The organism is Rhodothermus profundi, assembly GCF_900142415.1.
GTDB classification, from domain to species: Bacteria; Bacteroidota; Rhodothermia; order Rhodothermales; family Rhodothermaceae; genus Rhodothermus; species Rhodothermus profundi.
In genome coordinates this window covers 98,610-122,625 of record NZ_FRAU01000006.1, presented here as the reverse complement: position 1 = coordinate 122,625, position 24,016 = coordinate 98,610, and the positions used below count along the sequence as shown (strand labels likewise).

The window sequence follows — 24,016 nt, the reverse complement described above, 5'->3', positions numbered from 1 at the left end:
TGCTGCACGGTAAGACCATGTACTTTTTTGATTACATCACCCGTATTTTCAGAATGGGACGCAGGCAACGCTGGATGCAAGGGATTGGAATACTGGGCATGCTGCTGGGACTCATAATGGTCGGTTGCGGACAGGAAGAGCCGGCAGCGAGCCCGGTACAGATTGAAAACTTTCGGTATCAGGAGCTGCCTGGAGGCACGCGGGTCGTGAGTGGGATTGTGCGAAACCTGACCGATCAGCCGATTGCCAACTTGCAGCTTGAAATTGGACTTTATGATCGACATAATCGGTTGATTGGTACCATGCAGGTGCCTGTGCAAGACATTCCCCCCCAGGGTCGCAAACGGTTTCGCCAACCGCTTGACACGGATCAAGATGTGCAGGGAGCCCGCGTGCGCAGCGTGCTGGTGCTCTGAGTCAGATATCGGACCGGACCACCCAAAACGACCGTAAACGCCGCTTGCGCGTGAGACTCTGTTTGAGGAGACGGCAGATTAAGGGGCATTTCGCATAGACCATGACACAGGCAGGCCTGCGCATTCTTTTTCTGGATCACAGTGCCGCCCTGGGAGGGGCTGAACTGTATCTGCTGGATCTGGCGCCTGCCTTTGCACCTCCGGGTGAAGTGGTGTTACTGGAAGAAGGGCCTTTCTACCAGAAGCTGCAGGCAGCAGGGATTCCTGTAGCGGTCATGGCGGCCCCGCGCGCGGTGCGCCAGGTTGCCCGAGAAGCAGGTCCGGGCAGCGCGTTGCGTGCCATACCAGGGCTGTTCTGGGTAGCGGGACGCGTGGCCCGAAAGGCCCGAGCGTTCGATCTGATTTACGCCAACTCGCAGAAAGCGCTCGTTGTGGGCAGTCTGGCTGCCCGATTGGCCGGGCGTCCCCTTGTATGGAACCTGCACGACGTGCTGACTACCGCACATTTTAGTCGATTAAACATTCGGCTGGCTGTAACGCTGGCCAACCGTTTTGCGCGTCTGGTCATTGCCAACTCCGACGCTTCGCGCCGGGCCTTTCAAGAAGCCGGGGGAAAAACACCTGCGGTGGTGGTGCACAATGGCATTGATGTGCAACGTTTTGCGGCCGTGGAACCCGGCCAACTGCAGGCGATGCGACGCGCGCTCGGGCTTCGGGACGGACCGGTGGTGGGACTTTTCAGTCGCCTGGCTCCCTGGAAAGGACAACATGTGCTGCTGGAGGCGCTGGCGCAGTTGCCAGACGTACAGGCCCTGCTGGTAGGAGAAGCGCTGTTTCAGGATGAACAGCAGTACGCGCAACAGCTCCGCCAGCGAGCCGCTCGGGCCGACCTGCGCGGTCGTGTGTATTTTCTGGGATTTCGAGACGATGTGCCAGCTTTGATGCAACTTGTCGATGTGGTGGTGCATACGTCGGTTGCACCCGAACCATTCGGCCGGGTGATCGTCGAGGGCATGCTGGCCCGTCGTCCCGTCATCGCCACGCGAGGCGGAGGGGCCGTAGAGATTCTGCGCGATGGGGAAACGGGCCTGCTGGTGCCGCCCGGCGATGCGCAGGCGCTTGCCGTGGCCATTCAGCGCCTGCTGCGCCACCCGGAACAGGCCCGTCAACTGGCCGAAGCTGCCTATAAAGACGCCCGTACGCGGTTTTCCATAGAGGCTATGCGTCAGGGGGTACGGCAGGCCCTTGAAAGAGCCTTCTCGTGAAGAAGGGTCAGTTTGAAATGCGGGTTTACAATTTGTATTCGTCAAGTTAGAGTAAATCGGCCTGATTTCCCCGTTCTAAAGCAGCCGAGCTAATCGGCATATCGTTCGCCCCCGGCATCACCGGCCGGTGCCTGTTCGGGACCGGAACGCCTTCAGTCATCCAGAAGCCCAAACATGCCGGGGACGATGCGGTACGCCTGGGGATTCCTGTTTGGAGGATTGCTCCTCACCTTTGGACTAACGCATTTCTTAAAGGCCAACGAGGAAGTGGTGGTGGTGCTTCCCATTGAGGTGATTGGGCCAGACGGCTACACGGTGGCTGTCGAGGTCTACGTGTCGGACACCACCGGCGTCGACTCCATGTACCTGAAGGGCCATCTGCTGGGCTACCTGTACACGCCGGCGCTGGAAGATACCGGTGGATACGACAAAAAAGCAGCGTTTCGCATTAATGGAGGGCGATGGATACCGATCGATAACGAGCACTTCAAGGCGTTCTGGCCAGAGTCGCAGATGTTTACGCCGCCGCTTACGGGACCGATAGGCGGGCCGTACCGGACGCTTCGGGGCATGATTTCCATTCGGGGTACGGGCAAGTTGCGTCCGGGCCGCAATACGATTGAATTCCGGTTTAACAGGACAGAAGGGCGCACCTCTGGCTATCGTATCCTGGAGCTGGACCTTCGGCGCGGAGGGCGCAACGGGCAGAGCGTGCTGCAGGGGACCCGTTTTGTGTGGGACGATCCAGCGCAGTGGGGGCCGCCGGAAGGGTATGATACTCCAGAGGCTATTGAAGAAGGACGACGTCTGTGGCAGACCCGAGGAATTCTAAAAGGGCTCGCTGGCGAACGCCTCGTGGCAGCTTGCAGCGACTGCCATGCGACCGATGGACGCGATCTGAAATACTTCAACTTTTCGAACCAGGTCATTATTCAGAAGGCAAAGCTGCGGGGACTTACTGAGGAGGAGGGCAAAAAGATTGCAGCTTACATCCGCTCCGTTGATCTTGAACTGCCTCCGGGCGAAACGGTCGCTACCTGCGGTGGGCGTCCCTGGAACCCTCCCTATCAGCCCGGGCCAGGCCTGTCGAAGCGTCCGGTGGAATGCTGGGCTGCCGGGGCCGGTATTGAATGGGCGCTTGCCAGGGATCGCGACGTGCTGGCCTACCTGGCACCCGATGCGGCTACCGAAGCGGCGCTGAAATCCCTGCAAGGCGTGCCGCCTTCACCCGAACACTTCACAGCCCGGGCCGATCTGTCGGTGGAAAACCTGGTGCGGCATTTTAACCTGAAAAGATCGCTGCCCCTTACCGACATCCCTGTGGCCTATCAAATGCCTGACATTTTCGAGTGGTGGCCCAGTGTGTACCCGGGTGATTACTTTGGAGCAGAAGTCTTCCATAACTCCGAGACGTACCGGAGTTGGGAACAGGCCTACGAAGCCCTTAAGCAACCAGGTCAGGTAGCGGCTCTGCTGGAAGAAGCGCGTCGCTACGCGAATTCCTGGATGAGCCGGGGCATTACCACCTTTTTCCGATTTGAGGTCAATACGAAGGCCATGCCGGCCGATCTGCCCACGCCGCCCTCATGGTCAGATAAGTCTGGCGAAGGAGAGTTAGCCCGGCTGTCGCTTCGCCAATGGATTTTAATCAAACTCTGGGAACTGGTCCATAAGTACAAACTGGAGGACAAAATTGTTGAGATCTATGGCGAAAACGCCCGGGCTAATGAGATAGACCTGAGCGGATGGGATCGGAACTGGCCCGTGCGAGGCATGTGGGTTTACGACATGGCCACGCATAAACAGGGCAGTCCATATCCTGATATTGGCCCGTATGCTACGAAGGCGCAAGATCAGTACTTCTCGGCCGCCTGGTATCAGCTTTCGATCATCCTGAACAATGGGACGCGAACCTCAGGTGGTACGACCAACGTCGACTGGAACTACGTATTTGCCCACATCAATGATATGCAGCGCTGGTACAATATTCCACTCGGCGCTGAATACCTTAAGAGCCTGGTCGCCATGATGCAGACGCGCACGTCCTGGTACGTGGAGCGCAAAGCGCCCGACTGGATGGTTCCGGGGTTTGGCAAGCAAAACCGGCCAGGTTTCAAGAATCTTAAAGAGCACATGCCGCTCACTTGGTTTTACCTCGGGCATAAGCGGCGGGCGCAGGAGTTCACAGCCGAGGAAATGCGCAATATTACCGAGGCCCTGTTGCGCATCTGGATCGAAGAGGCTGAGCGCTACGACGAGCGGCATGCTGAATGGATCCGCAACTGGCGAGACAATAAAAAACACAAGATCCTGTTGCCTCCAGACACGACCTACGACGTGCGTCGTGAAAGCTGCAGCCGTCCGGTACCGCTCGATCCAAACTGGTACAAGGATGAGGCCATGCTTCAGTTCCTCTACCAGGCGCAGTGCTATGGCGTGGATCCGGTCGTGCTGGATCGGGTAGCGCGCTACATGGAACGAATCTCACCGGGCGGTAACTGGGAACGATTCTTCCTGGAGGCTACCGATACCCAGGTGCAGACGCTCTCGCTCCAGGCGGGATGGAATTTGGTGTCGCTATATGTGCAGCCTGAGCGTGCCCAAATGAAGGCATTGCTGGCCTCAATCCGTGATCGGCTGGTGCTGGTTAAGGACGAGGCTGGCAGGGTGTACAGTCCAGAGCTGGGCGTTGACCAGATCAAACGCTGGGACTGGCGCCGAGCCTATATGGTTTTTGTAACCGAACCAACCACCTGGACAGTAGAGGGCCGTCCAATACCAGCCTCTGCAACGGTAACGCTGAAAGCAGGCTGGAACCTGATTCCTTACTGGTCAACGGTCTCCATGCCGGTAGCGGACGCGCTGGCTTCGCTGGGATCGGCGCTTGTGCTGGTAAAAGATCTGGAAGGACGCCTGTTCTTCCCGGACTACGAAGTCTACACCCTGCAGACCCTGACGCCTGGCCAGGGCTACAAGGTGTATGTCACAAAAGAAGTAACGCTTCGGTATCCAGCCCCTCCAAGCGGGAAGCGGACGGCAGTGGTTACCGATCCGGAAGGCAGCCGGGCTACGCTCAGCAGTGTACTTATCCTGCAAGGATTGCCCGAGGAAGGCCAGCTTCAGGTGCGCACCGAGCAAGGGGACATTGTAGGCGAAGGGACAGTGCGCCAGGGCCGAGCAGCAGTGGTTGTCTGGGGCGATGAACCGCTAACGGAAGCCCGTGAGGGAGCCCGGATAGGCGAAACGCTAGAGCTCTGGTGGATAGGCTCGACCGACACGTACCGCCTGCCAGTAAAGCGGGTGGTCGATGCATTGCAGCAGCAGGAACTTCCGACCACGCTACAGTTTGCACCTGACCAGGTATGGGTGGTAGAAGCAGAAGCCATTCCGAGGCGCTTTTCGCTGTCTCCGCCTTATCCGCATCCTGTCACCAACCGATCGGTGCTGGTCTACCAGCTTCCAGAAGCTGCCCGGGTACGCCTGGAAGTGTTCGATGTACTGGGCCGACGGGTAGCAACGTTAGTCGATGCGTACCAGGAAGCGGGTACGCACCGGGTTGTACTGGATGCCCATAGCCTGGCTGGAGGAACCTACTTCTACCGGTTGCAGGCAGGTCCGCACCAGGCTACCGGGCAGATGATCGTGATCCGGTAACTCGAAAAAAACAAGTTCTTGCTGCGTCACGCTCACAACTAGTTGCTGTTCCAGTAGCAGCACGTCCCCCAGATCCACGAGCAACGCGGTTCAGCGTGTTCCTGTCTATCTGGTTTAACCAAACAGCGAGGCAGGTCTATGCAGTACTGCCGTCGTTCGCTGCTTGCGCTTTTCAGCAGCTTTATACTTGCAGGCATCGGCGCATTGATCATCGTTTCTGAGCAGCTTCATGCCAATGAGGAGGTGGTGGTGGTGCTTCCCATTGAGGTGATCGGGCCAGACGGCTACACGGTGGCCGTCGAGGTCTACGTGTCCGACACCACCGGCGTCGATTCCATGTATTTAAAAGCCCATGCCCTGGGGTATACGTACACACCAGCGCTGGAAGATACCGGCGGATACGACAAAAAAGCGTCGTTCCGTATCAATGGGGGCCCCTGGATTCCCATAGACAATGCCCATTTTAAAGCCTTTTATCCGGAGGCGCGCATGTATGCGCCGCCGCTTACGGGACCGATAGGCGGGCCATACCGGACGCTTCGGGGCATGATTTCCATTCGGGGTACGGGCAAGTTGCGTCCGGGTCGCAATACGATTGAGTTCCGGTTTAACAAGACAGAGGGCTTGAGTTCAGGCTACCGTGTGCTGGCGTTGGACCTTCGGCGCGGAGGGCGCAACGGGCAGAGCGTGCTGCAGGGGACCCGTTTTGTGTGGGACGATCCAGCGCAGTGGGGGCCTCCGGCGGGATACGATTCGCCTGCAGCGATAGCTGAAGGCGAACGCCTCTGGAAAAGCCGCCACATCCTGATCGACAACCCGACGCATCCAGAACCTATCGTCGCCGCCTGCGCCGACTGCCATGCCGAAAGCGGCTTTGATCTGAAGTATTTCAACTTTTCGAATCGCTCCATTATAGAACGAGCGAAGTTTCATGGGCTTACTGAAGAGGAGGGAAAGAAGATAGCCGCCTACATTCGTTCGGTTGATCTCCAGCTTCCTGCCGGAGAGACGGTTTCGAGCTGTGGCGGGCGTCCATGGGATCCACCGTATCAGCCCGGGCCGGGGTTGTCCAAGCGGCCGGTGGAATGCTGGGCAGCTGGCGCCGGACGGCGATGGGTGCTGGACTCCGATCAACAAATGCTGGCTTTTCTGGCACCAAGCGCCCGCTTTCAGGCGGTGCTGGATGCGCTTCAGGGCGTCCCGGATCCGGACCTGCTCCAACCTGAAGCGGATCTCTCCTGGACAAACGTGAGCCGCTACTGGCGGCTCGATTCCACCCTCGTGCTGGCCGACATTCCGGTGAGTTTTGAGCTGCCCGACATTTTTGCCTGGTGGCCTCAGGTTTATCCCGGCGATTTCTTCCCCGAAGATGTCTGGCACAACTCAACGTACTATCAGAATTACCTGACCATTAAGAGGCTGCTGGCAGAGAAGGGACCCGATTTCTACGTGGAGCAGCAGCGGAAAAGTCGTAATTCTGGTAAGTGGGATGAAGGGCTGGCACAACTTTTCCAACGGTACAACTTCCGACTCAACCCGAAGCATAATCCGCATGACGATCTGAACCCGCCGCCTGAGTGGGGCGGACGCTATCCTAAAGATCCAAGAGGGCGGATCATGCACATTGCCGTGGCGCGCTGGTTTCTCATGAAAATGTGGGAACTTCAGGTGCAGTATAAGCTGGAGGATCGCTACGCAGACGTCTACGGGGATAATCTACGCGGCCTTTCGATGCAAAAGGCCGATCGGGCCCTGTTGCTTACCGGACCCTGGCTGATGGACCAGACCATGCATCGCCTGTCGAAAAACGAAAAGTATTCGGCAGCTCCCTTTCCAACTAAGGTCCGGTTAAAATACGAGGACCTGGCCTGGTGGCATCTGGCTACTATTTTGACGCCGCGGCTTCGCACCGATAATCCCAGCGGTGGGGCAATTGATTGGTCCTACATTTTTGAGGTAAGCCGCAATGCCCTGACGGGCTACGGGCGTAATCATACCGTTGGGCATCTCTACTATGTACTGGCCTCGATGCAGGCGCACGCCTCCTGGTATGCCGAAGAAGGGTTCACCCCCGGCTGGGGAACCACGCGGCGCAATGGCATGCGCAATCTGAAGGTCTCTACCCCGCTGGTATGGTTTGGGTCGCATTACATGCCGGTGGGATTCCGGGCACTTTCGCGAGACACGCTCCGACTCATCACGGAAAATCTATTGCGCGCATGGTTCATAGAGGCTGCGCGTTACGACCTGCGGCACTGGCAGACGCTTTATGGGAAACGCGTGGGCGGATCGAACGGCATTGAACCACCCGAGACCGTTTTTGACGTCCCCAAAGAAAAGTGTACGGCAGATGGGCATCCGTCAACAGGAGTCAATCTCAGCGATTGGAAGAACCGAGCCTTTATGCAATATCTCTACAATGCCCAGTGTCTGGGGGTGCGGCCGACATTACTGGACAGCGTCGCCCGCTTCTGGGAAACGATCTCGCCGGGCGGTAACTGGGAACGGTTCTTCTTAAACCAGGAGGGAACACCAACTTCTGCAGAAGGAAAAGAGGCGAGGACTTTCGAAGTGAAAGCACCCTATCCTAATCCTGCAGTGCGTAAGGTTACGTTCCCGTATACGCTGCCGCAGACGCTTCCCGTTCGGCTGGAGATTTATGATCTGCTGGGACGTCGGGTGGCAGTGGTAGTCGATGCGGTGCAACCGGCAGGGCGGCACCGCGTGCCTTTTGACGTGCAGGCATTGGCCAGCGGACGATACGTGTTTCGGCTACAGGCCGGCCCGTATTCGGCAAGCCGTACGCTTATTGTGCAGAAGTAGTCAGGCGTTATCCAGACGGGTAGCTTGCGCCGTTGGCGCATGCCGGATCGGTCAAAACCGATGCGCCCTGGGCTGCGTTGTGTGCTAATCTTTTAGGCGTGCTCGACGTATTGCTCATAAGGAGTTATGCATTTTTCAGCCAACGTTGTGTGAGGCGCCAATGCCGCAAACCAGCCGTCGGGGGGATAGCAGTCCGCTGGTCAGCATTTTGATTCCGACCTTCAATCGGGCCGGATACTTACAGACAGCGCTGGAAAGTGCTTGTGCCCAGACGTATCCTCACCTGGAAATCATTGTGCTGGACGATGCCAGTACGGACCGCACGCCCGCCGTGGTGCAGGCCTTCCAGGAGCAGGACAACCGCATCCTGTACGTGCGTAACCATCGAAACCGAGGATTGGTAGCTAACTGGCGGCAGGGCGTTGAAATAGCGCAGGGCGAGTTCTTCTGTTTCCTGGGTGACGACGATGCACTCGAACCCACGTTTGTAGAAACGCTGCTGCAACCGCTCCGCCAGCATCCAGAGCTGGTTCTTGCCTTCTGTGATCACTGGGTGATGGATGGCGAAGGACGCCGGTTGCCAGACGACAGTGAGCGTAACACCCGACGCTGGCGACGCGCGCGCCTGCCCGAAGGGCCGGTAAAAGATTTTCTGCGGGTGGCGCTGATTGATCGGGCCGTGTTCATTGGGGCGGTGCTGTTTCGGCGCGACCGTGTGCAGCCTACGTTCCTGGCGGATGAAGCGCGGGCTATGGTAGACCTGTGGCTGCTCTATCGGTGCGCTCAGCAAGGAGGTGCCTATTACGTGTCGCAGCGATTGGCCAGTTGTCGATGGCAACCGGGCGGGGTCAGCCGCAGTTGGAACTGGCGCCTGTATGGATTTGAAGGCGAGCTGTTCTGCTATCGACATTTTTTGCAAGATCCGGATCTGGCGCCTTATCGCCCCATCTTTGAAGCGCGAATGGCTTATGCGCTGACGACTTATGGCAATACACTGCTGACGCTGGGGCAGCGAGCGGCCGCTCGGGAGCGGCTGCGCCAGGCCCTGCGCCTGCGCTGGACGTTACGGAGCAGCGTGGGGTATGCGTTAACGTTTCTGGGGCCACCAGGAAGTTGGATCTCACGAGGCGTGCGCTGGCTGCGCAGTCGGATCTGGCGGCAGCCTGTGCCTAACTATCCAGAGGAGTTGTTCCGACACCCTCTGCCGAATCCCTCGATAAAGCCTACGGTGCCTGAAGGCACCGCCCGGGAGGCGTCTCCTTCGTTTTTTTCCTGAGCAAGCCATGTCGCTGTTTTCGGCGCTCCCCTTAGAAGCCCAGGTGCTGGCGCTGGCAGCGCGGACTCAGGTGGAGACACCGTCAGCCGAAAAATTGCGGGCGCTGCTGGCGCAGCCGCTCGACTGGGCCCGTCTGTATCGGTGGGTGTTGCGGCATGGCGTGGTGGCGCTGGTATATCGCAATCTTCTGCAGATAGCACCGGATGCGATTCCGGAACCCTGGCGTCTTCGGTTAGAAAGCGAAGCGCGGTCGCTGGCCCTCCATAACCTGCACCAGACCCAGGAGTTGTTGCGGCTCATTGATCAACTGGAAGCGGAAGGGATTCCGGTGCTTCCTTTCAAAGGGCCCGCGCTGGCTGCCCTTATCTATGGCGATCCGGCCGCGCGGGTGTACGTGGACATCGATCTGCTCGTGCGACGTGCTGATTTTCGAAAGGCGCGTCGCGTCCTGGAAGCCATGGGGTATCAGGCCCATAAAATGCTGTCCGGTGCCGAAGAAGAAGCGTATCTCGATACGCAGCTCGGCTTCGAATTCATCCACGAAAGTCGCCATTTTGTCGTCGAACTCCACTGGGCCTTTTTCTACACGATCTATGACCTGGCGCTGGACCCTGAAGCTATATGGGCGCGGCATCGACCGGTGCCTTTCGCCGGGCGCACCATACGCACCATGGCTCCTGAAGACCTGCTGCTGTATCTCGTCATTCATGGCAACAAACACCGCTGGCTCAAGCTGACCTGGGTGGCTGATGTGGCCGAGTTGGTGCGCCGCTGTCCGGAGCTGGACTGGAGCTTTGTCGCGCAGCAGGCACGCGATCTTGGGGTGGAACGGGTGCTGGCCATTGGACTCATTTTAGCTGAAGCGTTGCTGGGGGCGCCGGTGCCAGAAGGCATACAATCTCGGTTGCGTCAGAGACGCATAGCACACCGCATGGCCCGCGAAGTTGTCCATCGGTGGATGTTTCGAGACAATACCGAGGTCTATGCCTTCTGGCCTGTGTTCTGGTATCATCTCAGAGAGCGCGAACGCTGGCGCCACCGCCTGGGCTATCTGGGACATCATCTAAAGTTGGCCCTGGCTCCTACCGAAAAAGATCGGGCGTTTTGCCGGTTGCCCGAGCAGCTTACCTTTCTCTATCCGCTCATTCGGCCGGTGCGCGTATTGGTAGAGCGATTGCATCCTGGGGGAAACCCATGAAAATTGACCTACAGGTATTTGAACAGCCAGAACTCGGGCCGTACGATTTATGCATTGTAGGTGGAGGTGTCGCTGGACTAACGCTGGCGTGGGCGCTGCGTGAGAGTGGGCTGCGCATTTGTCTGGTGGAGACCGGAGGTGAGCGGCCAGAACCGGCTACCAATCGGCTGAGCCGGGGCGACATTACTGGCTATCCTTATTTTCCGCTGGATATGGCCCGGGCACGTGCGCTGGGCGGTTCGAGCCACCTCTGGGATTACGAAGTCGCACCGGGCGTCTGTCGCATTCGGCTGCGTCCTCTTGATCCCCTTGATTTTGAACGGCGCGAAGGCATTTCGTTCAGCGGTTGGCCTTTTGGCTATGAGACGGTTGCGCCGTACTATCGCCGAGCGCAGGCTTTTTTTGGACTGGAAGATCGTCCCTATACGGCCGAAGCCTGGGCCTCGGCTACGGAGCGCCCGTTGCTCTCTGAAGGAAGTGGGGTGTTGCGCACGGCCTTGTTTCAGTTTGGCGATCCCACGCGCTTTTACCAGGTCTATGGGCCGGCGTTGCTGGCTGCGCCAAACGTGACCGTATGCCTGCACGCCCATGTGCTTGAACTGCTGACCAATGAAACCGGAGAGGTGGTCGAGGGCGTTCGAGTTGCGCGGCCTGATCGGGCTACGGTGACGATACGCGCGCGCTGTTTTGTGCTGGCCGCCGGTGGTCTGGAGAATGCGCGTCTGCTGCTGCTCTCCAACCAGGTCTGCCCTCAGGGGCTAGGAAACAGCTATGACCGGGTCGGGCGGTTTTTTATGGAGCACCTCCATTTTCTCTCGGGTGTGTTTGTACCGGCCGACCGCACGTTAATTCCCCAACTGGGCTTTTATCGGCTGCACCGCCAAGGAGATACCTGGATCATGGGGAAACTGGCTCTGCGGGAGGAAGTGGTGCGGCGCGAGGGACTGCTGAATTACTGCGTGGCGCTCTGGCCAAGCGATCGCGCCGCGCTGCCCCGTCGCAACAATCCGTTGCTCTGGGGCGGATTTGAAGCGCTGCGCATCCTGCGGGAAGCGGTTCGGCACCGCACCTGGCCAGAAGACTTACCTCGCCAGCTTTTCCGATTGGCACGTGATATGCCTCGCTTAATCCCCTGGGCTACCACGCGCCTGCTCTCTCTAAAAGGCAAAAAAAGTGAGGAGCGCATGCCGGTCGCTTTTGTGCTGCATCATATGACCGAGCAGGCCCCGAATCCAGAAAGTCGGGTGCGGCTGTCCCGTCGCAGGGATGTGTTTGGACAGCCACGCCTGGAACTGCACTGGCAGATCAGTCGCCAGGATGTAGAAAGCCTGCAGCGCGCGCAGCAACTGGTTGCCCGGGAACTGGCCCATCTGGGATGGGGGCGTGTGCAGGTGGAAACGTTACGCCGCATACCCCCCGATGGGATTACCGGGGGATTCCATCACATGGGAACCACCCGTATGCATGCCAGCCCCCGCGAAGGGGTCGTGGATCCCAACTGTCGCGTGCACGGTGTAAAGAATCTGTATGTAACTGGATCGTCTGTTTTTCCGACAGGTGGTTTTGCAAACCCGACGCTAACAATTGTGGCACTGAGCTTGCGGCTTGCGGATCATTTGAGAACGCGTCTAACCTGACGAGTGAATGTCCATGGCAGATTCCTATCGCATCGGGGTGGTTGGCAGCGGCTTCATCGCCCGCGGCTTTGTCATGGCGATGCAGCATGTAAAGGATCTGCGCGTAACCCGCGTCTTGACGCGTACCGACATTCGCAATCGCCCAGATTTTCCGCGACCGGAACTCCTTACCAACAGCCTGGACGACCTGATTGAACATGCCGATCTGGTGGTCGAGTGCAGTGGCGATGTGATTCATGCAACGGAAGTGGTTAACCGGGTGCTGGAAGCCGGACTGCCGGTCGTAACCATGGATGCAGAGTTTCACATTACGACCGGCTCCTACTTTGTCGATCGCGGGCTGCTGACCGAAGCGGAGGGCGACCAGCCGGGCTGCCTGGCTGCGCTGCGCGAAGATATTCTGCAGATGGGATTCCGGCCGCTGGTTTATGGCAATATCAAACGCTACCTGAACCATAATCCCACTCCTGAAGAGATGCACTTCTGGGCCCGAAAACAGGGGATTACACTTCCGCAGGTGACTGCCTTTACCGATGGCACCAAGGTGCAGATCGAGCAAGCCCTGGTAGCCAATGGACTGGGGGCCGATATTGCCGTACGTGGCATGCTGGGCATTCAGTCGCCTGATGTGGAAGTAGGGGCGCGTACGCTAGCGGATGGCGCCCGCCGGCTCGGACATCCGATCAGCGACTACGTGCTCTCACCCGGCGCGCCGGCTGGCGTGTTCATTGCAGCCGAACACGACGACTATCAGCGCGACTATCTGCAGTATCTCAAACTGGGCGATGGCCCCTATTATGTCCTGCTACGCCCGTTCCATCTCTGCCATCTTGAAATCCAGAAAACCATTCGACGCGTGCTTTTCGAGCGGCGCATTCTGCTGAACAACACAAGCCATCCGCGCATCAGTGTGGCCACCGTTGCCAAACGCCCTCTTGCCAAAGGCACCCGCATTGAACGGGGAATCGGAAGCTTTGATGTGCGGGGCGAGGCGGTGCGCATTCTGGACGAACCGGATCATGTCCCGATCGGTCTCATGGCAGGGGCTATGCTGACGCGCGACATCGAACCCGGCGAGTTAATTCGCTTTGACGACGTGGAGCTACCCGATACGCTGGCGCTGCGCGCCTGGCAGGAAATCCTGGAGCGGGTGCGACTGAAAAAGGCCGTCGAAGAACAGCCCGTAACCGCAACGACCACGCGTTAAACGCTTCATGCCATCTGCTCGCAAGCCCCTTCCTCTGCTCTTCTATGCAGGGGGAGGAAGTCTGCTGGGGCTTTTTGCGGTTGCCTATCTGGCCTACTGGATTCCTCCCGAAGTAGCCTGGTGGTTGCAGCTACTCGCTGTGGGACTACCGTTGCTGGTCGCTGCACTTGGAGGGTGGGCTGTGCTAATGCTATGGCAACGGCGCTGGATCTGGTCAGGAGGCGCACTGCTGGCTCTGGTGCTGTATGGCCTGCGGCATGCTCCGTTCTACGAGGTATCGTCAGAAAATGCGCGTGGGGATACCCTTGTGGTCATGACTTACAACCTACCGGATACGCATCAGCCGGGCCTGGGCGATACGCTGCTGGCCTTTGCGTCCCATTATCGTCCGCAGGTGATAAGCTTCCAGGAGGTGGGCGTCTGGCGTTTTATTCGGCCTCAGCGTACGTCCACCGTTCGACTGATTCACCATTTGCGTCCGTTAGTGGAACGGCAGGGCTATCAATTCTCGACGCCCGACTCCGCACGCGGGCCCATGTTTGCTGAGGTGGTCACCATGACACGCCTGCCGGTTATGCAGCAAGAGACTCGTCCGCTGGCACGCGGCCCTGAAGGGCTCATCTATCAGGCCGTTCGGAGTGAGCTGTGCTGGCAAGGGCGCCGCTTTGTGCACTACAATGTGCGGCTCCAGTCATACGGACCGGTCAAGCCCTGGGAAATGCTGCGTAATGGCCACTGGAAACGCCTCGCAGCCTGGCGGCAATGGCTTGGTGCCTATCGCAAGGCTATGCTGCAACGAGCCCGGCAGGTACGGCAACTCCGCGCATGGATTGCGCAGGAGCAGTTGCCGCTTATCCTGAGTGGGGACTTCAACAGTACGCCAGACCAGTGGTTCTACGGTCAACTGGCTCAAGGTCTGCGCGTAGCGGGCCGTCTGGGAGGTGTTGCAACGCCTACCTGGCCGGCGGCGCGGCCGCTGGTACGCATTGATCATGTATTGGTCAGCCGTGAATGGGAGGTGCTGGAGGGAACGGTTCCGGCCGTTCAGCTTTCGGATCACCGTCCTGTCATTGCACGCCTGCGCTGGCGTCGCCCTCCGACGTATGCCGAAACTTGCTCGGTAGATGCGCCATCGGCGCATCCGGAAGGCAGTCAGGTAAACTAAATTGCAACAAGAGCGGGGCACCTGTTCCCTTGCTGAGGTAAAAGCCAGCGTTGCATGCCGAACAACCCGTCTTCCGCAGTGGCATCCGAGAGGACAGCAGATTCAGGCCAGAAGTGGCCGTATCACTATTCGATCTATGGACTGCATCTCTGCTCCGAAATTCCTCTTCCGGAGCTACGGGCGGCTCAGCCAGCGCCGGGAGAGATTTTCGTCTACCGGGCGAATCTCAAGCCCCTGGCCCGCGGGCTAAAGCGGGTAGGGAACCGACTGCGCGTAACGCCATCAGAAGCGCTGCTGATCTACGACCAGGTAGGATTATTGCGCATTGAAGAGGGACGACGCATTACGTTTGACGTGCCAGAAGACCTTCCAGCCGAAACGCTACGGGTGCTCATCCTAGGTATCGGACTGGGCATCCTGATGCATCAGCGCGGCCACCTGGTGCTGCATGCCAGTGCAGTGGCCATGGGAGAGCGCGTCGTTGCCTTTATTGCTGAAAAGGGGTACGGCAAGTCGACCATGGCCGCCGCGCTGCATGCTCGGGGCTATCAGCTGGTAACCGATGATGTGCTGGTGCTGGATGAGCAGTCTGATGGCCCTCCACTGGTTCTGCCCTCCTATCCACAGCTCAAGCTCTGGCCAGATGCGCTGGCGCAGGCCATGCATACAATGCCGGATGGATTGCCCCGCGTGCATCCGGCTATTGACAAACGGGTAACCCGCGTGCCCCAGAGCGTAGATCGACCGCTGCCCCTGGCGGCTCTGTTTGCGTTGCGTCCCGGCGAGACCATTCAAATTCGCCCATTGAGCGGACAGGAAGCTTTTCTTGAGCTGCTGCTGCACACGTACACGCGGGTGTTACTGGAGCAAACCCGGACTTTAGCGCGGCATCTCCAGCAGGTAGGGTATCTGACGCGCTACGTGCCTGTGATGGCACTGGAGCGTCCTCCAGGATTGGAATTGCTGCCTGACGTAGTGGCTGCTATCGAAGCGTTTATGCAGCAGGAGCGTGCATGAGCGCCATTTTGGGAATAATTCACTTTAATGGACGGCCGATAGCGCTTGAAACGCTGCAACCGGCGCTGAAGACACTGGCGCATCGTGGGCCAGATGGACACAGCTATTGGCAGGAAGGCTCCGTGTTCTTGGCCCATTGGATGCTGCATACCACACCGGAGTCGTTGCATGAGCAGCAGCCCCTGATCGCTTCGGAAGGAGATCTGGTGCTGGTTGCCGATGCGCGCATCGACAACCGCGACGAACTGCTGCGAGCCCTGCAGCTTCGTTCCCGGGATGCGCAGCCCATAACAGACGCTGAGCTGATTCTGGCAGCCTATCGACGCTGGGGCACTGCCTGTCCGGACCGTCTGATCGGGGACTTCGCCTTTGCCATCTGGGACCGGCAGGCCCGACGGCTGTTTGCAGCACGGGACGGTATGGGCGTGCGGCCGTTTTACTACCTGTATGACCGCCACCGTTTTGCTTTCGCCACGCTTCTACCTGCCGTGCGGCTGCTGCCCGAAGTACCGCAGGACATTGACGAGGAAATGATTCTGCATTTCCTGGCGCAGACACAGTATACCGAAAAAGAACGCACGTTTTACCAGGCCATACGGCGACTTCCCGGCGGGCATGCGCTGCAGGTAGACGTTCAGGGACTGCGCCGCTGGCGCTACTGGCAGCCTGATCTGGAGCAGGAGCTGCGCTTTCGCACCGAGGCCGAATACGTCGAGGCGTTTCGCGCCTGTTTTGAGGAGGCGGTTCGCTGCCGGCTCCGCAGTGCGTTTCCAATCGGTTCCCAGCTCAGTGGCGGGCTCGATTCGTCATCGGTTACCAGCATGGCAGCCTATCTGCTAAGGCCGCAAGTGTTGCATGCGGGAACTGCTGTCTTTGACAGGATACCGGCAGCGCAACGCGCGCATATTGATGAACGTAAATATGCCGAGGCTGTAATTCAACGCTTTCCTAATCTGTGTCCTCATGTATTTCAGGCTGATCAGGTCAGTCCTTTGGTACATCTGGACCAGATACTTTCAATCTACGGTCAGCCCTTTTTCTCTACAAATTATCATATTCCTGTTGGCGTAGCACAGGCGCTGAAGACGCACAATGTGCGAGTTATACTGAGTGGCCTGGATGGCGACAGTGTACTTACTTATGGATGGGCGCTACTGGCTGATCTTTTTTACCGAGGCCAGTGGGACCAGTTTGCCCGGGAAGTCGAACGTTTTGCTCAGGTGGAAGGACTCTCTGCGAGACGGGTTGCGCAAAAATTCGGGGGCGCAATTCTTGAGCGATGGGCTCGCTCTTTTCAGTGGTGGCATTTCTGGAAAGGGGGATGGTATCTGCAACGTAGATTCGATATTCCTTTCAGAAAGCTTCTGATGCAGGCGGGCGTGCGGCCATGGGTGCCTGTAGCATGGCGTCGAAAGCGAGAGCATCAGCGGTTGCGTCAACAAGAAAAACTTGTCCGTTTTTCAGAAGCTTATCATTTATCCCCGCTGATAGAGCAATGGCTGGCTCAGCATCAAACCAACCGGCAGCGTGCGTGGCATCCCCGTCAAGAGCACTGGGCCCAGTTAGTGGGAGGAATATGGCAGTGGGTTCTTGAATTTGCAAATGCTCGCATTGGATGGCTCGCTGTTGAAGAACGATTCCCTTTTTTTGACCGGCGCGTAATCTCGTTCAGCTTGCAGTTGCCCCTAAGCTATAAACTCCGGAAAGGGTGGGCGCGTTATCTTCTTCGCAACGCTCTTGAGGGGATTTTACCGCCGGTGGTCCAATGGCGTTCGTCTAAAGCGAATATTGGATATGGATTCACTTCTGGACTATTACGGTTTGAAGCAGCGCGCATTGCCCAGATGGTTGCTTCAAGCGCTTTGCTTCAACCCTTTGTAGAGCCGGTGCGACTGCGCCAGGCATGGGATCACCTGCAGGCACGTCAGGCGGACACGAACCCAACGGTAGATATGGCGTTGTACCTGTGTCTTATCCTACAGCACTGGCTGAAAGCTGTTGGGGCTTTTCCAAGTTGGCGTAAAGTTGAGTGAGCCAAAAGCGCACGTAAGTGCCGCCATTCCTGGTATGACTCGTACCCGTAGCATCCGCATCTTTTTACCCGAAACCTGTCCAATAAACGTTTTGTGGAGGTATTGCTATGCGTAACGTTGTCAAACGCTCCTGGAAAGCGCCGGTCTTAGTTGTCCACGGAAAGCCCCAGGAGATTACGGCCAGCTCCGATGGGTGCTGGTTCGGCAAACAGGGCGGGCAGTATGACGCCGATCTGGGCCCTGGTTCCCTCAGTGACTGCCGATAAGGGTGCGCGGATCGCGTAATCGGTAGTACCTGTAAGACCCCATCCACCTAAACATAAAGGTGCTGCCATGCGTGAAACACTCAAACGTCCGTGGCAAAAGCCGGTGCTTGTCACGCACGGTAAAGCTGAGCAGGTGACGGCCAGCTCCGATGGGTGCTGGTACGGCAAACAGGGCGGACGGTATGACGCCGATCTGGGCCCTGGTTCCCTCAGTGACTGCCGCTAGCTTTGCCGCAACGTAACTCCCGAGAAAGGTGCGGTGTTAAAAAGCACCGCACCTTTTTTGTAAAGCTTATCTGGATTGCGCCAAAAGCGCATAGTCAGCGGGACAAAACGAATAGCGGCTCTCATTAACCCGAGTTATCTTTTATTTAGGTAAGGCTGCTCTTTCACCTAAATGGAGTTGTGCCATGTCGGACGCTGTAGTGCCCAAGAAGTCGTGGGCGCGTCCCACGCTCAAGGAGTTTGGTTCTTTGGAAACACTCACCGGATCAGGATGGGGACGGCCACCGGGCCTTCCATGGGGCGGCTGGGGTCAGCGAGGAGGACGGGGTTGGGGCGGAGGACCCTGGGGACACCAGCACAACCATAACCCCTGTCCGTATGATAACCTGAGCGGCCCCTGAGCAGAGCCATCTTGAAACTGCGCTGCCTTTTGGTCGTCTCATGTGCATCCATTTTTGAAGCATAACGGAAGCGGTTACCGTGTCGTGGCGCTGGGTACTTCAGGAAGCGCGTCTGAAGACGACCTATCTGGTACGGGCGCTACGACTTATCTGGGAGGCAACGGGCCGCTGGACGCTGCTGTGGCTGCTGCTTCTGCTCGTCGGAGGCGTGCTGCCAGCCACACTGGTGTACCTGACCAAGCACCTGGTGGATGCAGTGGCTGCAGCCATCGGCGGAGGGCTCTCTTGGGAGACGGTCCAGCCCGTCCTGTGGCCAGCCCTCCTCATGGGGGGCGTGCTGTTGCTTTCGCAGGGGTTGAGCGGCCTGACAGGCTGGATCCGCACCGCCCAGGCTGAACATTTACTAGATCATGTCAAAAGCCTGATCCATGCCAAAGCCGCCGAGGTCGATCTGGCCTTCTACGACAACCCGGACTATTACGACCACCTGGAGCGGGCTAACAGCGAGGCGGCGAACCGCTCGCTGTCCCTGCTCGATAATCTGGGCAGCCTGCTGCAGAACGGCGTAACGCTGGTGAGCATTGCCGCCATTCTCATGCACTACAGTGTGTGGTTACCCCTGGCGTTGCTCGTTACCACCCTTCCTGCGCTATTTGTTGTGGTGCATCATCACCGCCGAGAGCACGCCTGGTGGAAAGCCCACACGGGAGACCAGCGCAAAGCCGGCTATTTCGACCGCCTGCTGACCATGGCCTTTTTTGCTCCCGAGGTGCGCGTGTTTGACCTGTCCGATCACTTTCGGCAGCAATACCAGGAAGTGCGGCGGCGATTGCGACAGGGGCGTCTGGACCTGATGCGCCGGCAGGCCTGGGCCAGTCTGGGAGCCGGCCTTGTCGGATTGGTGGCCACCGCCCTTGTCATGATCTGGATGGTCGGACGAGCGCTGCGCGGGCTGGCCTCACTGGGCGACCTGGCCCTCTTCTACCAGGCGTTCAACCAGGGGCAGGGACTGATGCGAGCGCTGCTCAGCAGCGCCGGACAGATGTACGCGAACACGCTTTTTCTGGAGCACCTATTTACGTTCCTGGAAATTCCAACAGGCTTGCCCGACCCCGAAAACCCTGTACCAGTACCCCGCCACCTTCGGGAGGGGATTCGTTTTGAAAACGTCACGTTTCGCTATCCGGGCAGCAACCGACCTGTTCTGCAGCAACTCAATCTGTTCATTCCAGCAGGCAAGACCGTCGCCATCGTTGGCGCCAATGGCGCTGGCAAAAGCACGCTAATCAAGCTATTGTGCCGATTCTATGACCCAGATGAAGGGCGGGTCACGATTGATGGCATCGACCTGCGACGCTTCCGCCGACGCGAGCTGCTCGACGCGATAACCGTGCTGTTCCAGTTTCCGGTACCCTATCAGGATACGCTTGCCCGTAACATCACACTGGGCGATCTCAAAGTGCCGCCCACCCGAGACGCCATCGAACAGGCAGCGCGCAGCGCTATGGTGGACGAGATCGCCCGTAAGCTGCCCTATGGATATGACACGCCCCTGGGTAAATGGTTTTCGGAAGAAGGAGCGGAGCTCAGCGGAGGAGAATGGCAACGCGTGTCCCTGGCCCGTGCCTTTTATCGACAGGCCCCTATCGTTGTGCTGGATGAGCCCACTAGTGCGATGGACTCATGGACCGAAGCCGAATGGATGGACCGTTTTGGTGAGCTGGTGCGCGGCCGGACAGCGCTGATCATTACCCACCGATTTACAACAGCCATGCGGGCGGACCTGATCTATGTGATGGACGAAGGACGCGTCGTTGAGCAGGGCACGCATCATCAACTCCTGGCAATGAATGGCCGCTACGCTACTTCCTGGCGGCGGCAGATGCGCCAACATATTGAAGGAGAATCCGCTGCTCCAGATCTACCGCCTCAAGTTTCCTTGCCTGGTGTCGATAAAAAACGTTAGCTTTAGCTGCACAAGGAATGATGATTTCGTTAAGCCGAACCGAGATACGTATGGAGCGTGCTGTGTTGACTCTTGAAACGGTGGTGGTTGCCTCTCCCGAGCAGGTCTCCTCGAAATTGGGTGATGAAGTGGTTATTCTGAACCTGCGCAATGGTGTCTACTACGGACTGGATCCTATCGGCACACGTATCTGGGAGTTAATTCAAGAACCGCGTTCAGTGCGTCAGGTATGCGAGGTGCTGCTTGAAGAATATGAGGTGACCTTCGAGCAGTGCGCTGAAGACGTCTTGGCCCTTATGCGCGATTTGCAGGCGCAAGGACTGATCGAAACGCGCGACGATCAGGGGATATAAACAACAACCTGCTGATAGCGGTGAGGCCCTGCTTCCAACCGAACGACATACAGCCCGGCCGGTAAGCCTTCAGGTCGCCAGACGTACTGATAAACACCGGGCGGTAACAACGCGTCAAGCAAATGAGCCACTTCCTGCCCCATCAGGTTGTATACCACCAGTCGAGCGCGCGTGGCTTCCGACAATTCGACCTGGAGCGTGGTGTGCGCTTGGAAGGGATTGGGATAGGCGGCACGTAGCCGCGTAATTGCTGGCCGTTGTTCGGTTACAGGATCTACGGAGGTGGCACGCTCTGGCACGATTACCAGACGGGCTACTTTGTACAGGGCATTGGGTTGATAACGCCCACTGTCCAGGAACACATTGCCCGAAGCGTAGCGCACCTCAAATCGACCATTGTCAGGACCGACGTGCTCCCCCAGACTCCGCTCCCATAAATGAAGCAGAATGGTATCTCCCGGCGCAAAGCCTTCCTTCGTTTCGGGAGTGATCAGCGGGTCGTCGCCCCAGAGCGTCAGCACCAGCGGCTGCTGTCCATCCCATACAGCCACCCCTGCACAGATACCCTCGGGCGTATAAGCAGCTAGTTCACTACCCGGCGAGATAGGCTTGCCATTAAGCAGGGGCGGCGTGTCAAGCGGTACCGTCAAGGTAGCGTTGTTATCGGTGTCCCTGACGCAGTCGGTGAAAAACTGCTGGGCTTTGAGGGAAGGCGCAAAGAAAAACGAAAACGTCAGCGTCCAGCGTATCCACTTCCAGCCCATAATCCCGACCGATCTGTTGTGAGCGTGCGAAGCACCCCCATCCTATCCAACCAGAATGCCGGGTGAAGAAAAAGGCACAGATGAGCTGTGGAGGCCACTGCGTGCCTACCAGGTGGGGTGAATGCGAAACCCGTTAGGTAAAAACGAAGCGTTGTCTGTAACTTACTCAACATTTTGCCGTAGCCTATCGTGTCGCACCAGGCGAAGTCAACTGTACCATGAGAATGTATCGGTTAAGCTGGTTGCTGGTGGGAAGCCTGCTGTTAGGGAGCGTGCCTGTCCAGGCCGATGGACTGGTAGAGATCACGGACGTGGTGAAGCGCGCCTTTAAGGTTGCCCCGGGGGGATATCTGGAGCTGAAGATGGATCGAGGACATCTGGAGATCACAACCACCAGGGAATCAGCCATTTATGTAGAGGTGATCCGGACGTTGCAGACCGAGCGTCGGGAAGAGGCTAAACGGCTGCTGGAGGAGCATCAGCTCACGTTTAAGCAAGAGGGCGAGACAGTCTACATCAAGTCACAACTTTTCGAAGCAGATAGCTGGCATTTCTGGAAACGCAAGCGCTCGCGCATCCGCGTGGAAATGCGCATTCGGGTTCCTCAGCAGTTCAACGTAACGTTTTCAACCGGAGCAGGCAACGTAGAAATTAGGGGATTGGCGGGCAGAATTGAAGGCGAAACCGGGGCCGGGAATGTCCGGCTGCGCAACCTGCAGGGGACGGTCCAGATTAGCACCGGGGCCGGTAATGTAGAGGTCACAGAACTGATGGGACATTTAGAGGCCGAAACGGGAGCGGGCAACATCACGGTAAAAGGATTGCAGGGAAGCGCCGAGGTAGAGACCGGAGCGGGCAATATTACGGCAGAATTTGTGGCACCGCCCGAAGCAGACAGTCGCTTCGAGTCTGGTGCTGGCAACGTAACCGTTTTTGTCCCGGCAAATGCCGGCTTTGAATTAGACGCATCTACAGGAATTGGGTCAGTCAGCACCGACTTCAAGGTACGCGTTGATCGCGACTGGATGAGCGCCGAGGCGCGGGGCACCATCAATGGAGGAGGACCTACGCTGCGCCTGGAGGCGGGTCTGGGAAACGTCTCCATCCGCTGGCTATAAGTAACGAACGTTGCCTGCTGCTTGTAGACTGCATAACAATCGCCGCTGAGCAGGGACAAGCGCAAAAAGCTGCTTTTCTGGCCAGAGAGCAGCTCAACGTACCGGGGAAGCGCTCCGGCTGTAGGGACGAGCGGTGCGCAGCCCGAGGCATCCGCGCGCCTGAGCCGCCTTGCTTACGTTGACGCGCTGCTTGGAGCGGTGCGAATAGCTATTTCCGCTCCGAAAGAGCTGGCGCATCACCTGGGCAATGGCGAGGCGTGCTACTCTTCTGTCGAAAGGAGTATCCGGAGAAATGAATAGGGAAGCCCTTTCCTGCTTGCTGTCAAACAGAAGGGGGCGCGGAAGCACCAGCCGACGCTCGGGCAAAGCTGCCAGCGCTTTGCAGGCAGCTTTGCCCGGGCAAGAGACTGAAGCTGTACTCATCCCTTCAATCAGGTATTGCGGGCGGGACGGTTTTGTTGTTCCTTTTTGGTAAGCATGGCGGATTAAGAGCGTTTTCCGCTCTTTTTTTTGCAGAAGCACTTTCGATTCGAAAATACTTGACATCGAATACATGTTTTGTTTAACTTAACACCGTTAACCAGCGCCTGGTGCTATGACGGAGTCCGGATCGGATGGGACGCTGCGTCGGCGTATTTTAGATGCGACGCGCTATCTTCTGGTCGCGGAGGGCTACGCCAGCCTGTCTATGCGAAAGATTGCGCGAGAGATTGGTTGTAGCCCGACGGCGATCTACCTGTACTTTCAGAACAAAGACGCGCTGGTGCACACGTTGATTGATGAGGGGTTTGGATTGTTGTATGAAGAGTTGCGCGAGGAGGCAGCTCGCCACGCCGATCCGGTAGTCCGGCTGGAAGCGCTCTGGCGGCGTTATGTGGCTTTCGGACGCCGCAATCCTGAGTATTACGAAATCATGTTTATGCTGCATCCGGAGCGCATGGAGCGGTATCCTCCAGAGAAGTATCGCCGGGCCCGTCGTTGTTTAGAGCTTTCGATTCAGGCTCTGGAAGAAGGTCGCCGGCAGGGCGTGTTTGTGGTAGAAAACCCGCGCGTGATGGCCAGTGCTGCGTGGGCGGCTTTGCATGGTGCGGTGGCCTTGCTGCTGGCCCGACGCGTGGACATTCGGATCGATCCGGAGGCCTTTATCGACACAACCATTCGGACGCTGCTGCGCGGGGTGCTGGCGCCCGACGCATCATTGCAGCCAGCTTCAAAATAACGCGAGCAGAAAG

Annotated in this window: 20 protein-coding genes; 18 read left to right on the top strand and 2 right to left on the bottom strand. The window is 58.0% G+C overall.

Annotated elements, in window-relative coordinates; genetic code table 11:
* Positions 1-17 precede the first annotated feature (17 nt).
* The 16 genes from BUA15_RS09845 to BUA15_RS09780 all read left to right on the top strand — a co-directional run bounded on the left by BUA15_RS09845 (position 18) and on the right by BUA15_RS09780 (position 20,902).
* Positions 18-416 carry an FxLYD domain-containing protein gene (locus BUA15_RS09845; protein WP_245772006.1) on the top strand — a complete coding sequence of 133 codons (399 nt, stop codon included), beginning with the start codon at positions 18-20 and terminating at the stop codon, positions 414-416.
* A gap of 101 nt (positions 417-517) precedes the next feature.
* Entirely contained in the window at positions 518-1,681 is a 1,164-nt protein-coding gene (locus tag BUA15_RS09840) for a glycosyltransferase family 4 protein (protein WP_072715824.1), read from the top strand.
* Between the two features lie 174 nt (positions 1,682-1,855).
* Positions 1,856-5,335, top strand: a complete 3,480-nt coding sequence (locus BUA15_RS09835) for a T9SS type A sorting domain-containing protein (protein WP_072715823.1) — start codon at positions 1,856-1,858, stop codon at positions 5,333-5,335.
* 138 nt (positions 5,336-5,473) lie between these two features.
* Positions 5,474-8,158, top strand: a complete 2,685-nt coding sequence (locus tag BUA15_RS09830) for a T9SS type A sorting domain-containing protein (protein ID WP_072715822.1) — start codon at positions 5,474-5,476, stop codon at positions 8,156-8,158.
* 160 nt (positions 8,159-8,318) lie between these two features.
* Positions 8,319-9,434 carry a glycosyltransferase family 2 protein gene (locus BUA15_RS09825; protein WP_072715821.1) on the top strand — a complete coding sequence of 372 codons (1,116 nt, stop codon included), beginning with the start codon at positions 8,319-8,321 and terminating at the stop codon, positions 9,432-9,434.
* Positions 9,435-9,441: 7 nt separating this feature from the next.
* On the top strand, positions 9,442-10,632 hold the full coding sequence (locus BUA15_RS09820; protein WP_072715820.1) for a nucleotidyltransferase domain-containing protein: 1,191 nt from the start codon (positions 9,442-9,444) through the stop codon (positions 10,630-10,632).
* On the top strand, positions 10,629-12,269 hold the full coding sequence (locus BUA15_RS09815; RefSeq protein WP_072715819.1) for an FAD-dependent oxidoreductase: 1,641 nt from the start codon (positions 10,629-10,631) through the stop codon (positions 12,267-12,269). Before BUA15_RS09820 ends, BUA15_RS09815 begins: the two co-directional genes overlap by 4 nt.
* Before the next feature lie 13 nt (positions 12,270-12,282).
* On the top strand, positions 12,283-13,476 hold the full coding sequence (locus BUA15_RS09810; RefSeq protein WP_143149602.1) for an SAF domain-containing protein: 1,194 nt from the start codon (positions 12,283-12,285) through the stop codon (positions 13,474-13,476).
* Positions 13,477-13,483: 7 nt separating this feature from the next.
* Positions 13,484-14,641 carry an endonuclease/exonuclease/phosphatase family protein gene (locus BUA15_RS09805; protein ID WP_072715817.1) on the top strand — a complete coding sequence of 386 codons (1,158 nt, stop codon included), beginning with the start codon at positions 13,484-13,486 and terminating at the stop codon, positions 14,639-14,641.
* 54 nt (positions 14,642-14,695) lie between these two features.
* Entirely contained in the window at positions 14,696-15,658 is a 963-nt protein-coding gene (locus tag BUA15_RS09800; RefSeq protein WP_072715816.1) for a hypothetical protein, read from the top strand.
* Complete coding sequence (locus BUA15_RS09795; protein WP_072715815.1) at positions 15,655-17,691, top strand: lasso peptide isopeptide bond-forming cyclase; 2,037 nt, start codon at positions 15,655-15,657, stop codon at positions 17,689-17,691. Before BUA15_RS09800 ends, BUA15_RS09795 begins: the two co-directional genes overlap by 4 nt.
* Positions 17,692-17,798: 107 nt before the next feature.
* On the top strand, positions 17,799-17,957 hold the full coding sequence (locus tag BUA15_RS14055; protein WP_143149601.1) for a lasso peptide: 159 nt from the start codon (positions 17,799-17,801) through the stop codon (positions 17,955-17,957).
* A gap of 67 nt (positions 17,958-18,024) precedes the next feature.
* Positions 18,025-18,183 (top strand): lasso peptide, encoded by a 159-nt coding sequence (locus BUA15_RS13645; protein ID WP_143149600.1) that lies wholly within the window; start codon positions 18,025-18,027, stop codon positions 18,181-18,183.
* A gap of 184 nt (positions 18,184-18,367) precedes the next feature.
* Entirely contained in the window at positions 18,368-18,583 is a 216-nt protein-coding gene (locus BUA15_RS09790; protein WP_072715814.1) for a hypothetical protein, read from the top strand.
* A gap of 79 nt (positions 18,584-18,662) precedes the next feature.
* Positions 18,663-20,549: an ABC transporter ATP-binding protein gene (locus BUA15_RS09785; RefSeq protein WP_072715813.1), complete on the top strand. Its 1,887-nt coding sequence runs from the start codon at positions 18,663-18,665 to the stop codon at positions 20,547-20,549.
* Positions 20,550-20,599: 50 nt separating this feature from the next.
* Positions 20,600-20,902, top strand: coding sequence for a lasso peptide biosynthesis PqqD family chaperone (locus tag BUA15_RS09780; protein WP_072715897.1), 303 nt, complete (start codon positions 20,600-20,602; stop codon positions 20,900-20,902).
* Here the strand turns inward: BUA15_RS09780 and BUA15_RS09775 are convergent.
* Positions 20,890-21,666 (bottom strand): T9SS type A sorting domain-containing protein, encoded by a 777-nt coding sequence (locus tag BUA15_RS09775; protein ID WP_072715812.1) that lies wholly within the window; start codon positions 21,664-21,666, stop codon positions 20,890-20,892. The genes BUA15_RS09780 and BUA15_RS09775 overlap by 13 nt on opposite strands.
* 218 nt (positions 21,667-21,884) lie before the next feature.
* On the opposite strand from BUA15_RS09775, the gene BUA15_RS09770 reads away from it, so the two are divergent.
* Positions 21,885-22,784 (top strand): DUF4097 family beta strand repeat-containing protein, encoded by a 900-nt coding sequence (locus tag BUA15_RS09770; protein WP_245772005.1) that lies wholly within the window; start codon positions 21,885-21,887, stop codon positions 22,782-22,784.
* 93 nt (positions 22,785-22,877) lie between these two features.
* Here BUA15_RS09770 and BUA15_RS09765 read toward each other — a convergent pair whose 3' ends face one another.
* Positions 22,878-23,339, bottom strand: a complete 462-nt coding sequence (locus BUA15_RS09765; RefSeq protein ID WP_143149599.1) for a hypothetical protein — start codon at positions 23,337-23,339, stop codon at positions 22,878-22,880.
* 40 nt (positions 23,340-23,379) lie between these two features.
* Here BUA15_RS09765 and BUA15_RS09760 point away from each other — a divergent pair, with 40 nt between their 5' ends.
* Complete coding sequence (locus tag BUA15_RS09760) at positions 23,380-24,003, top strand: TetR/AcrR family transcriptional regulator (RefSeq protein ID WP_072715809.1); 624 nt, start codon at positions 23,380-23,382, stop codon at positions 24,001-24,003.
* Positions 24,004-24,016: the final 13 nt, after the last annotated feature.